The organism is Bacillus sp. S4 (assembly GCF_040838205.1).
In the GTDB taxonomy this organism is placed as follows: domain Bacteria; phylum Bacillota; class Bacilli; order Bacillales; family Bacillaceae_G; genus Bacillus_A; species Bacillus_A cereus_U.
This window is the reverse complement of the sequence record NZ_JBFPJI010000077.1, coordinates 1-13847: the sequence shown is the minus strand read 5'-3', so window position 1 is coordinate 13847 and position 13847 is coordinate 1. Positions and strand designations below refer to the sequence as shown.

The window sequence follows — 13847 nt, the reverse complement described above, 5'->3', positions numbered from 1 at the left end:
CGTTGCACCACTAACGGAAATGAAAAATGTAACAAGTTTATATTTAGCAGGAAATCAAATTGAAGATATAACACCATTAGCGAAAATGGAACAACTAGATTACTTGAATGTAGCAAATAATAAAATTATGAATGTTGCTCCGCTAAGTAAGCTGAAAAATGTAACATACTTATCTTTAGCAGGAAATCAAATTGAAGATATTAAACCGCTTTATACGCTACCGTTAAAAGATTTAGTATTAACGCGTAATAAAGTTAAAGATTTATCAGGAATTGATCAATTGAATCAATTACAAGAGTTATGGATTGGGAAAAATGAAATAAAAGATGTTACTCCTCTAAGTAAGATGACACAGTTGAAAGTTTTAAACTTACCTAATAATGAGTTAAAGGATATTACTCCATTATCAAGTCTAGTAAACTTACAAAAACTTGATTTGGAAGCAAATTACATTTCAGACTTAACACCAGTTAGCAATTTGAAAAAGTTAGTATTTCTAAGTTTTGTTGCAAATGAAATCCGTGATGTTCGACCAGTTGTAGAACTAAGTAAAACGGCTTACATCAATGTTCAAAATCAAAAAGTATTTTTAGAGGAAACAGAAGTAAATAAAGAAGTGAAAGTACCTGTATACGAAAAAGATGGTAAAATCTCTACAAAAATTCGTTTGAAGAGTGAAGGTGGTACGTATAGTAACGATGTGGTTAAGTGGAGTACACCAGGTGAGAAAGTATATGAATTTGGTGTGAAAGATCCATTTGCGGATACAGGAATCTTCTTCACAGGGTCTGTTATTCAAAATGTTGTAAATGAAAAAGTAGCGGAAGAAGTAATTGAATTTAAAGATGTGCCAAAGGGTCATTGGTCAGAGAAAGCAATTAACTATTTAGCGAAAGAAAAGTTATTTATAGGCTATGGAAATGGGCAATTTGGATTTGGTGACAACATTACTCGTGGTCAAGTAGCAGTTTTAATACAAAAGTACTTGAAGTTGGAGCAAAATGTAGAACAGAAAACGAAGTTCACAGATACGAAAGGAAATATGTATGAAGGGGCTATTGAGGCAGTTACACAAGCCGGAATTATGACGGGCGATGGTAATGGTACGTTCCGTCCAAATGGAGTATTAACTCGATATGAAATGTCAGTAGTACTACAAAAAGTATTCCAGTTAAAGGAAAATGAAAATAGTGTAGAGAGCTTTAAAGATGTACCAAAGGGTCATTGGGCAGAGGGATATGTGAAAGCTTTAGCGGACAATAATATATCAAAAGGTGACGGCAAAGGTGATTTTTCAGGTGATGATTTCGTAACACGTGAACAATACGCACAATTTTTGTATAACGCAATAATTAAATAATAAATGAGAAAAATACGTTATTCTTTAATAAGAAGAATAACGTATTTTTTATATGTACAAAATCAGGTGCGAAATAGACAGGAGTGCTTATATGTGATATGCCTATTTTTCCGATAGGTGCTGAAACCGTATTGACAAAAAGGTATTCTCGTGTGATAATTCAATTAAATTTTTAGAATAATCAAAAAACATTCCTTTTACATAGAAAGGATTTGAACATTATATTAATATTACGCCGGGGGTGACGAAATGTTATTTTTTCTGAAGAAATGGAACGAATTAAAAGATGTGAAAGCAGAATTGGCACTTCGCGATTGGTTTTATGGTACAAAAATTAGTTTATCGCTGTGTACGTCAAAAGAGCCATTAACATTTTTAGTGAATGTAGAGGGAAGAGATAAAGGGGTATTTTCTGAAGAAGATTTTATTGTCGTAAATTGCATGTGTGAGCCAGTATTTGAAAACGAAGAAAAACCAGCTACAGAGTCATTTATGCATGCGGATATTTATAAAAAAAGTAGTGCAGAATGTATTTTACAAGTGCAAACTGTAGATAGTCATTTAATGTCAGAGCTATATGGGAAAGAAGGAGAAGTAACATTCGAAAAACGCAGTGTGGAACGTGTTTTTGGAAAAGATGGTATTACAGAAATGACAATTCCAATTGTAGAAGATGAAAAGAAATTCGCTAATTTATTAGAAAATAATGTTCCAAATTTTGTTGAAGGTGGAGGAGTAGTCCTTGTTCATAATTACGGAATGATCGTGTGGGGGAAAACCCCAGAAGAAGCGAAAAAATGGTTGGAAGGTATAGAGTATTTAATGAACTATCACGTAAAGCTTTTAATGATAAAAGGGGCAAAAAGTTCTGTTATATAAGGATGTATTCACAAATATTATCATTCTATAAAAATGAAAGCGTTTTAAAAAGAAATTTCACTCATAAAATATAGGTCTCCTTATTATATATAGATTACATGTTGACATGTAAGGAGGAACATATTTTGCGAGTTAAATATCATTTTCTGCCAAAACAGCAGGTGACATTTTGCAAAACGAATGATTCTGGTGAAAAGGCGTTACAAATTATGAATGAAACGGGATTCCGCGCAATCCCTGTATTAGCAGAAAATGAGAAGGAATTCACGGGGATTATTTATAAAGTAGATCTTTTAGAAAAGAAGTGTAATAGCAGATTAGAGGATGTAAGTACAGAAGATGTACTGGAAAATCCAAATTCGTTTATTTTTGAAAAGGATTCTTTTTTTAGAGCTTTTTACGTTATTCGCCGTCTCCCGTTTTTAGCGGTTTTAAATGAGTATAATGAATTTGTCGGCATTTTAACACATTCTAATGTATTTGATGTCATTGAGGATTCGTTCGGTATGCGGACGGGTGGTTATATATTAACAATTGCAACACAAGATTGTAAGGGAACAATTAAAGAGCTTGGGACATTATTAAAAGCATATAATATTGGTGGACTGTTTACGCTTGATAACGGTGATCAATATATTCGCCGTGTTATCGTAAATATATCGGATGAGTTAAATGAAAAAAAATTAAAGCAATTAATTGAAAAGATAGAAAAAAAGGGATTTAGGGTGAGTCATGTAGATTATATTTAAGTTAAACAAGGTACCTATCTGCTATATGTAGATAGGTACCTTGTTTAGTGTGAGAAATGAATCTTATTTTGAAACAGAAGGTGGAGACAATGCTAAATCAGATAAAAAAATAAAGTCTGCATGCTCACGAATTTTAGGAATAGAAGTTTCTATAACACGTGATGTAATTTCACCTGGAGCCCCAACGTGTCCGATAGCTACCATAATGGGTTTGTCTTGGATTTTTTTTATAAGTAATTGTGCTTGTTTTGAAATGTGACTTACCGTATATACATCATCAAAAAATAATTGGTTTTCAATAATAGGCACGCCTAATTCTTTCCCGATTTTTGGGACAACACTATTAGGGTTTGTTTTACTATCTAAATAAAATAAACCGTGTTTTTTACAGGCAGAAAGTATAAGACGTACAATCCTTTCATCAGCGGTTACTTTTGATCCCATATGATTGTTCATACCTATTGCATGAGGTATTTCTTGAATTGCTTGTTCGAGTCGGTTGTTTATTTCTTCATCGCTTAAATCTGTTGTAATCGCTTTTGGTCCAAGCCACTCTTTTTTTCCTCTAATTGGTTCCATTGGCATATGTATAATAACTTCATGCCCTTTTTTATGGGCAGCTATTGCATCTTGTTTAGTAGAAGGAAGAAATGGCATAACAGCAACAGTGAGTGGAATTGGAAGTGATAACATCTTATCTGTGCCTTTCATATTATTGCCGAAATCATCGATGACAATAGCAACCTTATTCGTATGAGCATTTGCTTGAATAGGAAATAGGAAGAAGGGTATGAACAAGGTGAAGACGAGAAATGTAATAGTATATTTACGCATATAAATATTTCCTTTCTATTTTATTCCGCTATTTGCGGGCAGTAAGACTCCCATCTCAAAATTCGGCTGGAGCAAAGAAGTTAGGTGGGGGATTCATTGCCCGTAAACGCCCGATTGGTGAGGGCTAATAATCAGTGGGGATGAACAAAACCCCTACTGATTAAAGTTTCACTTTATCAATCATCATTATGTTTTGCGTTTTTATATAAATTAAACAAAAAATGTCGAAGAAAAGTATATGGAAAATAGAGAATCCGCAGTTTACTTGGTATTTGCTAAAAAAGAAGATGAAAAAAATGTCTATTATTGCGAATGTATTTACAAAGATAGAATAATTTGTAATAATTCTCAAAGTGAGGGTAAAGATTTGTAAATTACAGGGGGAAAATGTTAAAATTTCTGATTCTTCAAATTCAAATAGGATTAAGTGTTTAAAGGGCTAAAGTAGAAGAGACGTTGAGAGTATGGAAGAAAAATAAGGGGGATATGGATGTTTACTGTAAAAAGGAAGTACACATTAGAAAAGCTTTCGCATGATATTCATATGAAACGTGAAGAAATGATTCATTTAGGATTAACAAGTGGATTAAATAGTATGGAGACAATTCAAGTTAGTCAAGAATTGGACAAGCTTATCGTACAGTATCAGCGTTACAAAGAAAAACAAACACCGAAATGGTTTTCAATTATAAAGGTTCCTATTTTTCAAATTGGGTATGAAGGGAAATCGAGCAATTTTTGGAGAATGTTTGTGGCTGGTTTTATGAAATAAGTATAATTACCCTTTTAGGATAAGGATAATTATACTATGTGTAATGGAATCTCTATATGAACTGTCGTTCCTTTGTTTTCTTTACTATCAATAAATATATGCCCATTGTACATCTCTACAATTCGTTTACATATAACAAGCCCAAGACCTGTTCCAGTATCTTTATTAGTAAAGAACGGATGAAAGAGGTGTTTTTGAATATGTTTTGGAATCCCTTTTCCAGTATCAATAATTTGCAATTGTGCGTGTTTTTCGTTGTTTGTTACTACAATGGTTAATGTATCACCAGAAGCCATGGCTTCAATTGCATTTTTTGTAATGTTTAAAACCACTTGTTTCATATGGTCTTTTGAGCAACGTATATGAACAGGGTGGTCTGGCAAATGTAAATGAAATACAATGTTATGTAGATTCGCCTCGGATTGAATAATTAATGCTACCTCATTAAGAATCGTTCTTACATCATATGTTTGTTCAATGATAGCAGTTGGCTTTCCAAGAATAAGAAATTCGCTTACAATTTCATTAATACGTTCTATTTCTTGTTCAATCACTGAAAAATAAAACTGATCCTGTTCATCTTTATATTTTTCTTTTAACAGAGCAACGAGTCCTTTAATTCCAGTAAGAGGGTTACGGATTTCATGGGCTGTACTAGCTGCAAAAGTTCCAACCAATTCAATTTTTTGCAGTTCATTTTGTTGTCTTTCTAGTTTTGTTTGACGTTTTAATAACATATATTGAGCAAGTAAAAATAAAATAGACATTAAAAATAAAGTAGCTATACACTCTATTGAAACCCACTGGTATAAAGTTTTTTGATGAATAGGTAACGGAGAAACAGAGACTTTCCAATTTAATCTTTGGAGTGGGGTAGTAAGCATATTAGAATGCCCATCGCTTGTTTCGTTATTATCATCGGTTAGAAAAACTACATCATGTTTATCAGTCACTTCGAAATGATATTGTGGTTTAATAGCATTTAAAGAATATGAAATGTAGTCAAAGCGTAAACTTGCTAATAATAAGCCTGAGAGTTCCTTTTGTCTATTAAATATTGGCGAGGCAATCATAATAGCTTGATGCCCAAGAACACGATCTGTAATAACTGATGATACAGTTGTTTTCTTAGATTGCAATGCATCTTGGATGTATTGGCGGTCAGAAACGTCAATAGGCGGCGAATCGCCTTCGGATGCGATTGTAATCATCCCATCTGTTGTAGCGTAATATAGACCGGAAAAACGTTCATCATTTCCATCGGTATCATGTACAATTTGTTTAATCCCATTGATGTTTCCAGTTTCGGTCCCTACGACTTTTGCGAGCATTTCTAAGGCAGATATAGCTTCACCAAGGTGATGGTCTAAATAGTCTCTATATAAGAAGAGAACAGTGTGAGCAGATAGTTTGTTTGCCTGTTGCATTTGATAAGTGTGATACGAAAAAAATGTGGCACCAATCCCTATCGTTGGCAGTATAACAAGCAGTATGTAAAAAACTATGCTTTGTAATTTGACTTTCAAATTTGGTACTCCTTCTTTTTTTATTATCATTATATATAAACTATGTTAAAATTGTCATGTTTTTATTCAAGAATCATTTGCATTACATTAGGGAAAGGAAAAGGGATGAGTGAATATTCATTCGGCAGTTGTAATGAAGTGCTACGTTGCTTTTCTTTTTGTTGCGGAGAATTTAAGTGAAGGGTTGAAATGGTATGACATCAAATAATGAGCGAGAAGACATTTCTCAATCTTTAAAAGTATTTATTGCACTATCCCGTGTACATCGTTCTGTTATGGATACTACAAATAAATCCATACAAAGTAACGGATTAAATCCAACTGAGTTTGCTGTATTAGAATTACTATATCATAAAGGAGGCCAACCACTTCAGCAAATCGGTGAGCGTATTTTAATAGCTAGTGGCAGCATTACATACGTTGTAGATAAGCTAGAGAAAAAAGGGCTTGTAAAACGAATTCCATGCCCAAATGATAGGCGTGTTATTTATGCGCAATTAACGGAGTCTGGAGAGAGCTTTATTGCTTCTATTTTTCCAGGTCATGAGCAAGTTATACATCAGTCTTTTGAAATGTTAACGAAGGATGAGAAGGATGAATTACTTGATCTATTAAAAAAAATTGGAAAGTATGAAAAATGATGATATGTTCCAAAGAAGCTTTGGATAAAGAAATCCAAGGCTTTTTTGTGTGCATATATTCATGACATCATCTACCGCATTTTGCTGAAGAATAAGAGGAGATTTGTAAGTAAGCATTGAATTATAGTAATGATGCATATAATGGAGAGGGGGCTCGTTCATGTCATTTAAAGACTATGAATATAAACGGCCAAATATTGAAGAATTAAAAGAGAAGTTTATTGTTGCTTTAGAAAAGTTCGATAAGGCAAAAACGCTTGAAGAACAACAACAAGTAATTAATTCAATTAATGAAATTCGTAATGATTTTGGTACAATGGGGAACCTTTGTTACATTCGCCATTCTGTTGATACGACAGATGCTTTTTATAAGGAAGAGCAAGATTTCTTTGATGAATACTCACCAGTTGTGCAAGGCTATGGAACAAAATATTATAAGGCGTTAATTAATTCTCCATTCCGTGAAGAATTAGAAGCGTATTATGGAAAGCAATTATTTGCTCTAGCTGAATGTGATTTAAAAACATATTCAGATGAAGTAGTGAAAGATTTACAATTAGAGAATAAATTGTCGTCACAATATACACAGTTATTAGCATCTGCAAAAATTGATTTTGCAGGAGAAGAGAGAACATTATCGCAACTTATTCCGTTTATGCAAGGAAAAGAAAGAAGCGAACGTAAAGCAGCAAGTGAAGCATACTACGGATTTTTAGCTGAGAATGAGGAAGAGTTAGATCGTATTTATGATGAGCTTGTTAAAGTGAGAACGAAAATCGCAAAAACACTTGGTTTTAAAAACTTTGTTGAATTAGGATATGCAAGAATGTATCGTACAGATTATAATGCTGAAATGGTAGCGAACTATCGTCAGCAAGTATTAGATTATATCGTTCCGGTTGCAACAGAGTTAAGAAATAGACAAAAAGCACGCATTGGTGTAGAAAAGCTCGCTTATTATGATGAAAACTTTGAGTTTGCTACAGGTAATCCAACTCCAAAAGGCGATGCCGATTGGATTATTAATCACGGGAAAACGATGTATAAAGAATTATCAGCTGAAACAGATGAATTTTTTAATTTCATGCTCGATAATGATTTATTAGATTTAGTTGCGAAAAAAGGAAAAGCTGGTGGTGGATATTGTACATATATCGAGAATTATAAAGCGCCATTCATCTTCTCAAACTTTAATGGAACGTCTGGTGATATTGATGTATTAACACATGAAGCTGGTCATGCTTTCCAAGTATATGAAAGTCGTAAGTATGAAATTCCAGAATATAATTGGCCAACATATGAAGCGTGTGAAATCCATTCAATGAGTATGGAATTCTTTACATGGCCATGGATGAAGTTATTCTTTGAAGAAGATGCGGATAAATATTACTTCTCACACTTAAGTTCAGCACTTCTATTTTTACCGTACGGTGTATCTGTAGATGAATATCAACATTATGTATATGAAAATCCAGAAGCATCGCCAGCAGAACGTAAGTCAGCATGGCGTAACATAGAGAAGAAGTATTTACCACATCGTGATTATGAAGATAATGATTATTTAGAGCGTGGTGGTTTCTGGCAACGTCAAGGCCATATTTATAGCTCACCGTTCTATTATATTGACTACACGTTAGCTCAAATTTGTGCACTGCAATTTTGGAAACGTGCAAGAGATAATAGACAAGAGGCTTGGGAAGATTATGTGAATCTTTGTCAGCAAGGTGGAAGTAAATCATTCTTAGAATTAGTAGAAGTTGCAAATTTAACATCACCATTCGCTGAAGGGTGTGTAAAAAGTGTAATTACAGAAATTGAAGAGTGGTTACGTGCTGTTGACGACACAAAATTGTAAAAAACATACACTTTTTTCACATGTTTAACATCGACATAATGGAAAAATGATGAGATAATAAAAGAAAATTCAGAATTATTTTAGGGGTGTTTCTAATGGGGAGCACCCCTTTTCACCAACAAAAAGGGGGAAAGCACTATGCTTCAATCTAATATGGATGTTAGTTTAGAAACTTTGGTCCACTCATTACAGTCTACACGAAGCACGCTGTTATCAGAAATTGAAATGTTAAATGATACGGAGGTGAATGTAAAGCCACGCCGTGATAAATGGAGTATTATTCAAATTTTGCATCATTTGCATTTAGTTGAACAGTCTGTCACATCTGCCCTTGTATATGCTTTGCAAAAAAAAGAAAGAAAACTTGCTCCATTTAAAGACCTCCAACTTACGCTTGATCGCACACATAAACGAGAAGCTCCTCAACAAATGAAACCAACAGAAACATTAATGAAAAAACTGCAAGGAATTCAATTACTAGAACATTCACGACAAGAATTGTTTCATGCACTTCATAGTGTGATAGATGAAAAAGAATTATTTGAAAATGGATTAAAACATCCTATTTTTAATGATTTGAATTTATATCAATGGGTTCAATTTCTGGATTTACACGAACAAAGACATCTTACACAGCTAAAAGAAGCGAAACATGCAATTTTACAGCGGTAAAGTGAAACTTTAATCAAGGGGCATATCACTGATTATTAGTCCGCAACAATCGGGCTGTCATCAAATAGCGGGAAAAAGGAAAAGAAGCGGCGAACCGCTTCTTTTTCCTTTTTTACTCATGCATAGTTTTATTTCTTATTTTGGAATACTACATGAGGAAGAGAAAAAGGAGTTGAAAAGTATGTCAAAGAAAAAGAGAGAAGAAGAGCGCGCTTGGAAAGCTCGGAAAGAAAATCAAAAGCCGCATGGAAAGGTGAAAGCTTTTGCAGAATTAGTTGAAGGAACAGAAAAAACGTGATGAACTTCATCACGTTTTTTGTATGATCGGGAAAGTTAATAAAAATGTTGTACCTGTTCCTTTTTCACTCATAATGTCAACCTTTCCATTCATTGCTTGAATAACACTGAAGACGACCATCATCCCCAGTCCGGTCCCTTTTTCTTTCGTCGAGTAGAAAGGTGACCCGAGGCGTTTTACTTGTTCTTGATCCATACCAATACCTGTATCTTTTATATATAATTGTATATGTTTATGATCTGGAACTAATGTAAGAATAAGGTCACCACCGTTGGGCATAGCCTCAATACAGTTTTTTAAAATATTTAATAGGCATTGGTTCAGCTTTTGCTTTTCACCAGCTATAAAGAAGGATGTACTTTGTTTTATGTAATTTATACGAACATTTGTTAAATTGGCGAGAGGTGTAATTAAAGATAACGCATGGAGTAATTCTTCCTCTACTTGTAATTGTTGTTCTTTTTCAATACTCGGTTTTGCAAAAGTTAGGTAGTCTGTAAGAACATGATTTGCTTGTTCGATACCATTAATGGCTATGTCGATATATAATTTTCGTTCCTTCTCAGAACATGTATCTGACTGTAAAAGTTGCAAAAATCCTTTCGTTGAAGTTAAAGGGTTGCGAATTTCATGAGAGATAGAAGCTGCCATTTCACCGATTAAATGAAATTTTTCAGCATTCATAAGTTCATTTTGGAGACGAACTTGCGTTTGTAATATGTGTAGCAAATATAAAATAAGGATTGTACCAAGCATCGTACATAGTTCGTACACGATAATATGTGGTATATAATCTGCCGTATTTGTAACCTCTGAAAGGAAAAATGGTATCCAGCCAAATCCGAATATGAGGCTGTAAAAGATAGCGAGTGCTATTTTTATACGATTAGAACTTCGGTTAAACAGTTTGTATGTTAATAGTAGAACAATGAATAGTAGAACCGAAGCTATAAAGGATGGGAAAACACCTATCCCTCCTAATAAAAAGCGATATATGTTTAATACAGCTAAGATGGAAGCACCGGCAATAGGACCTCCTGTTAATGTACCGACAATTAATACGATATGACGCATATCAAATTGAAATCCATAGTTTGTTTTTGCTGCGAAAGTGATACATAGTATGGTAGCGAGGCAACATAATACAATAAACATAGCTGAATTTAATTTAGGAGAGCGTTTCCCTTTTTGATTCCAAAATAAATGATATAAAAGCATTGTAACAAGGATGGATAATATATTTAAAAAGAGATAAATAATAAAGAGTTTCAGTGGGATGCCTCCTCTCTTCTAACATTAAATTAATCATACTATAAAATGAAAGAAATGAAATATGAAATAGAGGAAAAAATCAGAAATTTTTTCTGGTAGTATACAATATGTTACAATAATCTTTGTCAATGAAAGAAGAAATTCCGTGCACTGCATGGGAGAGGTTCGCGAACTCCCTCTATAAAAAACTATGGAAACAACAATATCATTAGGTATTGTTTTGTTTTTTTATTGTGACAGTTCAAGAACGTTCTTTCTTCTTATTCGTAGTAGAGAAGGAGAATGAGTGAAATGAAAAAAGAAAAAGTAGTTGTTGTTTTTAGTGGTGGACAAGATAGTACAACATGTTTATTTTGGGCAATACAACAGTTTGCAGAAGTGGAAGCTGTAACGTTTAATTACAATCAACGTCATAAGTTAGAAATTGATTGTGCAGTGGAAATTGCGAAAGAGTTAGGAATTAAACATACGGTACTAGATATGAGTTTATTAAATCAACTTGCTCCAAATGCGTTAACGAGAACGGATATGGAGATTACACATGAAGAAGGTGAATTACCATCAACATTTGTAGATGGACGAAATTTACTGTTTTTATCATTTGCGGCTGTATTAGCAAAACAAGTTGGAGCACGTCATATTGTAACGGGTGTATGTGAAACTGATTTCAGTGGTTATCCAGATTGTCGTGACGTGTTTGTGAAATCATTAAACGTTACATTAAATTTATCTATGGATTATCCGTTTGTTATTCATACACCACTTATGTGGATTGATAAAGCAGAGACATGGAAATTATCTGATGAACTTGGAGCATTTGAGTTTGTTAGAGAAAAAACATTAACATGTTATAACGGAATCATTGGTGATGGTTGCGGTGAATGTCCAGCATGCCAACTTCGTAAAGCAGGATTAGATACGTATCTACAAGAACGCGAAGGAGCGAGCAACTAATGGATAACTTTTTTGGATTTCGCATCGTAGAAAATTTGCAAAAAATGGACAAGGATATTCAGCGTGAACAACTCAAATATCATAATAAAAGAGTAATGGTCAGCAAGGAATTTACATTTGATGCAGCGCACCATTTACACTGCTATGAAGGGAAATGTAAAAATTTACATGGACACACATATAAAGTCGTATTTGGAATTAGCGGATATGTAAATGAAATAGGCCTTGCAATTGACTTTGGCGATATAAAAGAGATTTGGAAAAATGAAATAGAAATTTATTTAGATCATCGTTATTTAAACGAAACATTGCCAGAAATGAATACGACTGCTGAAAATATGGTCGTTTGGATTTATGAAAAGATGGCAGAAGCATTAACGAAAGATAATCGTGCGAACGAATACAAGGGAGCTCGTGTTGAATTTGTTCGTCTTTTTGAGACGCCGACTAGTTATGCGGAAGTAAGACGGGAGTGGATGCTCGATGAGTAAAATCCCCGTCTTAGAAATATTTGGTCCGACCATTCAAGGAGAAGGGATGGTTGTAGGACAAAAGACAATGTTTATCCGTACAGCGGGCTGTGATTATAGCTGTGCTTGGTGTGATTCTGCTTTTACATGGGATGGATCGGCCAAAGATCAAATTAAACAAATGACACCGGAAGACATTTGGAATGAGCTTGTAGAAATTGGTGGAGAAAATTTTTCTCATGTTACGATTTCGGGTGGAAATCCTGTTTTGCTGAAAAATATGCAATTTCTTCTTTCTATATTAAAGGAGAATGGAATGCGAACAGCGGTAGAAACGCAAGGGAGTAAATGGCAAGATTGGTTGCTTCAAATTGATGAGGTAACGATTTCTCCAAAACCACCAAGTTCAACTATGCAAACAGATTTTCAGATGTTAGATTCTGTTATTCATAAACTAGCAGAGAAAGATTTTAGTTTAAAAGTAGTAGTATTCGATGATCAAGATTTTGAATATGCAGTTAAGATGCACGAGCGTTATCCGAATGTACCATTCTTCTTACAAGTAGGAAATGATGATACGAAAACAGTGGATGATGCGGTGCTTATAAAAAACTTATTAGAAAAATATGAATGGCTTATTGAAAAAGCTGTGAATTGTAAAGAAATGAATGATGCGAAAGTACTGCCTCAGCTTCATGCATTAGTATGGGGAAATAAACGAGGGGTATAATGAGAAGGGATGTTTAAAATGGCAGGAAGATTAGATGAAGATTTAAAAGATGTAACATTATTAGGAAATCAAAATACAAAATATTTATTTGAATATAGCCCGGGAATTTTAGAGGTATTTGATAATAACCATCCAAACCGTGATTACTTTGTAAAATTCAATTGTCCTGAATTTACAAGTTTATGTCCGAAAACAGGACAACCAGATTTTGCAACAATTTATATTAGCTACATTCCAGAACAAAGAATGGTAGAGAGTAAATCTTTAAAGCTATATTTATTTAGCTTCCGAAATCATGGTGACTTCCACGAAGATTGCATGAACGTTATTATGAATGATTTAATTAAATTAATGGATCCACGCTATATTGAGGTATGGGGGAAATTCACACCACGTGGTGGTATTTCAATCGATCCTTACTGTAACTACGGCCGCCCAGGAACTAAGTATGAGAAAATGGCAGACTACCGTATGATGAATCACGATTTATATCCAGAAAAGATCGATAATCGTTAATATAGAAAGAAAGGATCTGTATGATATACAGATCCTTTCTTTCTATTATATTATGCATGTTGATTAATGACAGTATAGTTTTTATGGCTTACAACTGTAAGAGGTTCCATATCTAGTTCTCTAAAATTCTCCATAATTGTTATATCAACAATAACGGAGTTTTGATTTACCTTTTGAACACGGCCTTGCATTCCACCTTTAAATTCAATGATATCTCCAGTTTCTGCGATCTGCATAAGCAACTCTCCTTGTTCCAGTTTTCCCAAAAAAAGAATAATTTGGGCTTTTTTATTTCCTCTTATTTTGAACTATATTTACT

At 33.9% G+C, this 13847-nt stretch carries 16 protein-coding genes and 1 riboswitch; of the genes, 12 read left to right on the top strand and 4 right to left on the bottom strand.

Going from position 1 to position 13847, the window contains the following annotated elements; all coding sequences use genetic code 11:
• The 3 genes from AB3X48_RS10605 to cbpA all read left to right on the top strand — a co-directional run.
• Positions 1–1360: S-layer homology domain-containing protein (locus tag AB3X48_RS10605; protein WP_367959445.1), on the top strand; the 1360-nt coding region annotated here is incomplete at its 5' end.
• 249 nt (positions 1361–1609) lie between these two features.
• Positions 1610–2239, top strand: coding sequence for a class II aldolase/adducin family protein (locus tag AB3X48_RS10600; protein ID WP_016104255.1), 630 nt, complete (start codon positions 1610–1612; stop codon positions 2237–2239).
• Between the two features lie 125 nt (positions 2240–2364).
• The gene (gene cbpA, locus AB3X48_RS10595; RefSeq protein ID WP_002140932.1) at positions 2365–2988 is read left to right on the top strand and encodes a cyclic di-AMP binding protein CbpA; all 624 of its coding nucleotides are present in this window, start codon (positions 2365–2367) and stop codon (positions 2986–2988) included.
• A gap of 63 nt (positions 2989–3051) precedes the next feature.
• Here cbpA and AB3X48_RS10590 read toward each other — a convergent pair whose 3' ends face one another.
• A complete protein-coding gene (locus tag AB3X48_RS10590) occupies positions 3052–3822 on the bottom strand; it encodes a divergent polysaccharide deacetylase family protein (protein WP_002158732.1) in 771 nt (256 codons plus the stop codon).
• A gap of 490 nt (positions 3823–4312) precedes the next feature.
• On the opposite strand from AB3X48_RS10590, the gene AB3X48_RS10585 reads away from it, so the two are divergent.
• Positions 4313–4594, top strand: a complete 282-nt coding sequence (locus AB3X48_RS10585; RefSeq protein ID WP_002149628.1) for an aspartyl-phosphate phosphatase Spo0E family protein — start codon at positions 4313–4315, stop codon at positions 4592–4594.
• A gap of 29 nt (positions 4595–4623) precedes the next feature.
• Here the strand turns inward: AB3X48_RS10585 and AB3X48_RS10580 are convergent, their stop codons facing one another.
• Positions 4624–6120 (bottom strand): sensor histidine kinase, encoded by a 1497-nt coding sequence (locus AB3X48_RS10580; RefSeq protein ID WP_016104256.1) that lies wholly within the window; start codon positions 6118–6120, stop codon positions 4624–4626.
• 194 nt (positions 6121–6314) lie between these two features.
• Here AB3X48_RS10580 and AB3X48_RS10575 point away from each other — a divergent pair, with 194 nt between their 5' ends.
• From AB3X48_RS10575 to AB3X48_RS10560, 4 genes are all read left to right on the top strand, one after another.
• A complete protein-coding gene (locus tag AB3X48_RS10575) occupies positions 6315–6761 on the top strand; it encodes a MarR family winged helix-turn-helix transcriptional regulator (RefSeq protein WP_000203343.1) in 447 nt (148 codons plus the stop codon).
• A gap of 160 nt (positions 6762–6921) precedes the next feature.
• Positions 6922–8616, top strand: a complete 1695-nt coding sequence (locus AB3X48_RS10570) for a M3 family oligoendopeptidase (protein WP_002201243.1) — start codon at positions 6922–6924, stop codon at positions 8614–8616.
• A 138-nt stretch (positions 8617–8754) separates the two neighbouring features.
• Entirely contained in the window at positions 8755–9288 is a 534-nt protein-coding gene (locus AB3X48_RS10565; RefSeq protein ID WP_002149622.1) for a DinB family protein, read from the top strand.
• Between the two features lie 181 nt (positions 9289–9469).
• Complete coding sequence (locus AB3X48_RS10560) at positions 9470–9586, top strand: DUF6254 family protein (protein ID WP_000038354.1); 117 nt, start codon at positions 9470–9472, stop codon at positions 9584–9586.
• 9 nt (positions 9587–9595) lie between these two features.
• On the opposite strand, the gene AB3X48_RS10555 is transcribed toward AB3X48_RS10560, so the two are convergent.
• A complete protein-coding gene (locus AB3X48_RS10555) occupies positions 9596–10804 on the bottom strand; it encodes an ATP-binding protein (protein WP_016104257.1) in 1209 nt (402 codons plus the stop codon).
• 208 nt (positions 10805–11012) lie between these two features.
• Positions 11013–11056: riboswitch (PreQ1 riboswitch) on the top strand.
• A gap of 93 nt (positions 11057–11149) precedes the next feature.
• On the opposite strand from AB3X48_RS10555, the gene queC reads away from it, so the two are divergent.
• Genes queC through queF form a run of 4 tightly spaced genes read left to right on the top strand, consistent with a single transcriptional unit; the run spans position 11150 to position 13528 of the window.
• Positions 11150–11812, top strand: coding sequence for a 7-cyano-7-deazaguanine synthase QueC (queC, locus tag AB3X48_RS10550; RefSeq protein WP_199715345.1), 663 nt, complete (start codon positions 11150–11152; stop codon positions 11810–11812).
• Positions 11812–12303: a 6-carboxytetrahydropterin synthase QueD gene (queD, locus tag AB3X48_RS10545; protein WP_002011526.1), complete on the top strand. Its 492-nt coding sequence runs from the start codon at positions 11812–11814 to the stop codon at positions 12301–12303. The genes queC and queD overlap by 1 nt, the downstream gene beginning before the upstream one ends.
• On the top strand, positions 12296–13012 hold the full coding sequence (gene queE, locus AB3X48_RS10540) for a 7-carboxy-7-deazaguanine synthase QueE (RefSeq protein ID WP_078179566.1): 717 nt from the start codon (positions 12296–12298) through the stop codon (positions 13010–13012). The genes queD and queE overlap by 8 nt, the downstream gene beginning before the upstream one ends.
• Positions 13013–13030: 18 nt before the next feature.
• Positions 13031–13528, top strand: coding sequence for a preQ(1) synthase (gene queF / locus AB3X48_RS10535; RefSeq protein WP_002158726.1), 498 nt, complete (start codon positions 13031–13033; stop codon positions 13526–13528).
• A gap of 50 nt (positions 13529–13578) precedes the next feature.
• Here the strand turns inward: queF and AB3X48_RS10530 are convergent, their stop codons facing one another.
• Positions 13579–13764 carry a YkvS family protein gene (locus AB3X48_RS10530; RefSeq protein WP_002064385.1) on the bottom strand — a complete coding sequence of 62 codons (186 nt, stop codon included), beginning with the start codon at positions 13762–13764 and terminating at the stop codon, positions 13579–13581.
• Positions 13765–13847: the final 83 nt, after the last annotated feature.